At 63.6% G+C, this 3,956-nt stretch carries 3 protein-coding genes; 1 reads left to right on the top strand and 2 read right to left on the bottom strand.

Features of this window, described 5'->3' with window-relative positions; translation table 11 throughout:
* Window positions 1-171 precede the first annotated feature (171 nt).
* Both D7S86_RS28820 and D7S86_RS28815 read right to left on the bottom strand, forming a co-directional pair.
* Window positions 172-825: a GNAT family N-acetyltransferase gene (locus D7S86_RS28820; RefSeq protein WP_240648458.1), complete on the bottom strand. Its 654-nt coding sequence runs from the start codon at window positions 823-825 to the stop codon at window positions 172-174.
* A 180-nt stretch (window positions 826-1,005) separates the two neighbouring features.
* Window positions 1,006-1,800: a DUF1835 domain-containing protein gene (locus tag D7S86_RS28815; protein ID WP_147432523.1), complete on the bottom strand. Its 795-nt coding sequence runs from the start codon at window positions 1,798-1,800 to the stop codon at window positions 1,006-1,008.
* A gap of 685 nt (window positions 1,801-2,485) precedes the next feature.
* Between D7S86_RS28815 and D7S86_RS28810 the strand changes: the two genes are divergently transcribed.
* Window positions 2,486-3,739, top strand: a complete 1,254-nt coding sequence (locus tag D7S86_RS28810) for an SGNH/GDSL hydrolase family protein (protein WP_121091571.1) — start codon at window positions 2,486-2,488, stop codon at window positions 3,737-3,739.
* The last annotated feature ends 217 nt before the right edge of the window (window positions 3,740-3,956 follow it).

Raw genomic sequence — 3,956 nt, 5'->3', positions numbered from 1 at the left:
TCAAGCTCAAACTAAAAGGCCTGAGTCCGGTGCAATACCGAACTCAGGCCTTGGCCGCCTAACATTTTACTGTCCAATTTCTTGGGGTCAGTTCATCGCGGCGGCTTTTTTGGACAACCGGGGAGCGCTGTCTAGGCCCGGCGCCCCTGGAGACGGATCACAAACGGGCGATCACAGACTCGGCATCAGCGACTCGAGGAACGTATTCGCGTGTCGGACCTGGCGCTTGAGCGCGTAGTCGAAGACGGCCACCTGTTCTTCGAACATCTCGGCGAGAATCGATGCCGAGTCGGCCGGCGGGAGCGTCAAATACGCATCGGCTTCACCGTAATCGCGGTGGATGTCCATACCGGCTTTGCGCGCGATATGCATCATCGTCGCGTTGTGCGAGAGGCAGTGCATATAGAGCGTGCCGACGCCCGAGTTACGGCTGCGCATCGCCGCGCGCGCGAACAGCGCCGAGCCGACGCCGGTGCCGCGTGCCGTATCCAACACAGACAAACCGAATTCCGCCGTGCGCGGCTCGTCGTCGCCGCGCGCGGGCAGATACGCGAGATGACCGACGCCGGTCAGGTTCAGATTGCTGTCGAACACGCCGAATACCGCGTCGTTGACGAAGTCGATGCCCCGCACATAGTTCTCGATCACGATATCGGCCGTGCGCTGGCCGAATCGGAGCACGCGATCGTCTTCGCTCAGCGCGATGAAATGCGCGAGCAGACGCTTGCTGTCCGCCGCGGTCAATTGGCGCACCATCGTGCGGCCACGCGGGCGTGCGCTCGCGGGCTGGGATTGGGCGAATCGACGATCGAACGAGGTGTCCACGGCACGTTCCAGAGGTTTCAGGGGCCGAGTGATGCACTTACATAAAACTGTGCTCGGCACGAAACGGATTCTAGTACAGGTCGCGGGATGAATCTAGGGTTTATACCTAGATGTGAATACCTAGATATCGGAGTGGGAAAGGAATTTTCGATTCGATAGCGAAATGGAAGGAATTGACGTTCATTCCGAATCGACTGAGATATGCATTCTGCAAATCTCCCTGGTCTGGCCGTCGCCCCGAATGGCGACGGTACCCATCGAGACCAGTTCGCGAATACGCCAATCGATCAGCGTGTCGGTCGCGTAGAAACCGGTATGCGCGTCCATGATTGAACGGACGAATGGGGGCAATGCCTGCCAGACGGGATCGAGGCGCTCGATGATTTGCGCGTCGATGTCGCAGAACGACCCGCCGACGATCGTATGCGTCGAGAGGTGACGGACTTCGGAGCTCACGCGTTTGAGTTCTTGCCATTCGAGCGCGAGCCGGCTCATGCGGAGCATGGAAACCGGCGCGATCGTCGGCAGCCGCGCGCGGAGGATGTCGGTCGAATAGAGTGCGACCGCGGTTTGCCCGCCGGGGCCGACACTTGACGGGTCGAGCTCCTGTAGCGTGAGGCCGACTTCATTGAAGCGGTCGGGCATCGAGCGCAGATGAAAGGCAACGCGGCGCAGCGCGAGTTGATCGCCGGCGCTGCGGCCGTGCCAGACCACGACCTCGAATTCCGAGCGGGCGAGCGCCTGGATCGACGCGACTTCGGTGTCGAATGCGCTCGCGAGCGCGGCGTCGTCGGACGCGAGGACGTTTTGCCAGAAGCTCGCGCGCGCGTGCGGCGCGTCGTCGATTTGATCGATCGGCCCGATCGCGAGGTCGTCGCGCAGACAGACGACTTCGTCGTCGCGCCCCGCGACGCTGAGGGCGCGGGCGAGGACTTGTGCGGCGCAGTCGCCGTTCACTACGTGCAGATAGCGCATGAATGTCGGATTGTTGTCTGTGTTGCCGATCGGTCGTCGATGACGCGACGTGGCCGATCGGCATGATGCGGCGTGTCGCGCGTTTCGTCTCTGTACGGCGTTGACGTTCGAGATCGTCGGATATTGTGTTTCGATGATGTCGGTCTTCGAGGAAGAAACCGAGAGCAAATGCGGTTCCACGTGCGCGAAGACACCCCGATTCGAGCCATCGCGCGCGCGCCGTGATCAGACCGGCGATCTGCCGGCGGGTTCGCTTCGATATGGAGGGATCGGGCACAATGCCGGCTCCGCGCTACGAATCTCATCGAGCATGCAAAAACCTCGCAAGCCGGTTTCCTTCTTTAATACGCTCAATACGTTCAGCACGCGCGCGATGCGGGCGGTTGAGGCTGAAATCGCCCGCCTTCAGCGGTGCGCGGCCGACGTTTTCGATTTCGCCGGGCTGGCGATTCGGAATGGATGGCGCGTTCCCGCTTCCAGATGTTCGACCCTGACGCGACAGTGGCCCATCGGCATGCGTGCACATGCCGATGGGCTTCCGGATATTGTCCGACCCGAGACGGGCGACACGGCGACGAATCATGCGTACGCATTCGGTGGCAGAGCGGTGTCGATCGGACAGCACGGCCCGCTTGGGCTGACAGGTCGTGTCGATGAGCGGCGCGGCGGCGTGTTCGCGTGGGGGATGCGGGCTGTGCTGGTGACCAGCCTGTGTCCGATCGTTTCGATGGCCGCCCAGACGCCGCGGGTCGAGCTGCCGTCCGGATGGGTGGCGACGTGGAGCGCGGCGGCGCAAGCCGTCGCACCGCCTCGAGATGCGCCGTCATTCAATCGCGCGCCCGAAACGGGCGGGCGTACGGTCCGGCAGATTGTGTTTCCGGCGTTGTCCGGGAGCGCGGTCCGCGTGCGATTGACGAATGCATTCGGCGCCGTCCCGGTGACGCTGCGTTCGATCACGCTGGGTGCGTCGTCGCAGGGCGCCGACATCGTCGCGGGGACGATGCGCCCGGTGACCTTTGACGGCAAGACCGAGGTCACGTTGGCGCCGGGTGCTGCCGTCTGGAGTGACGCGGTGAGTCTGCCGGTGTCCGGCGGTCGCCCGCTCGCGCTGAGTTTCGCGGCGCCGGCTAACGTGCGCGCGACGACGTGGCACAAGGTCGCGAGCCAGGTCAGCTATATCTCCGGGCCGGGCGATGTGGCGTCGGAAACGAACGGGGCGGCATTTCGGGCGCGGATCACGTCTTATTTGTGGCTCGACCGGATGGCTGTCGAAGCGCCAGGCGCGCAGGCGATCGTCGCGATCGGAGACTCGATCACGGATGGCATGCGCTCGACGCTCAATGCGAATCGCCGGTGGCCCGACCGTTTCGGCGCGATCGTGTCGGCATCGGGTGGCGCCGTCCCGACGGCGACGGTCAACGCGGGTATCAGCGGCAACCGCTTGCTAAACGATTCGCCGTGTTACGGCCAGGCACTCGAGGCGCGATTTGCCGGCGACGCGCTGGGGCAGCCCGGCGTGCGGGACGTGATCGAACTCGTCGGGATCAATGACATCAACTTCGGATGGATGCCGGCGCACGCCGGACTCGACTGCGACGTCCCGCATGTCCGAGTGAAGGCGGCGGATCTCATCGCGGGGTATCAGCGACTGATTGCTGCGGCGCATGAGCGGCATGTCCGTATCTTGGGCAGCACGCTGACGCCCGCGAGCTTACCGCCCGAGCGCGAACAGATTCGCGCTGAGGTCAACGCGTGGATCCGGACGAGTCGCGCCTTTGATGCGGTCGTCGACTTCGACGCCGCTTTGCGCGATCCGTCGGACCCGACTCGCTTGCTTGCGCGTTACGACAGCGACGACCACGTGCATCCGAGCGACGCCGGATACCAGCGCATGGCGGAGGTGGCATTCGACGCGTGGTCGAAGAGCCGAGCGCGATAGGGGTGTCGTCAGTAGGTGCGCTGACGGGCCTGTCGGCGATCGGCCGATCGGTCGACGGAGCAGTGGGTTGGTGAGTCGCCGAGTCGCTCGAAAAATTATTTGCGTCACACCCTTGTCACGGGCGAATGAAGGGACTAAGATTCGCCTCCTCGTTACGCAACGAGGCGCTTCGCAAAGCGGGACACGAAGCGGGCAGTAAAGCTGGGAGCGTTATCTG

It is taken from the genome of Pararobbsia silviterrae (assembly GCF_003628125.1).
In the GTDB taxonomy this organism is placed as follows: domain Bacteria; phylum Pseudomonadota; class Gammaproteobacteria; order Burkholderiales; family Burkholderiaceae; genus Pararobbsia; species Pararobbsia silviterrae.
The sequence above is the reverse complement of the archived record's forward strand: the minus strand, read 5'-3'. Positions and strand labels throughout refer to the sequence as shown.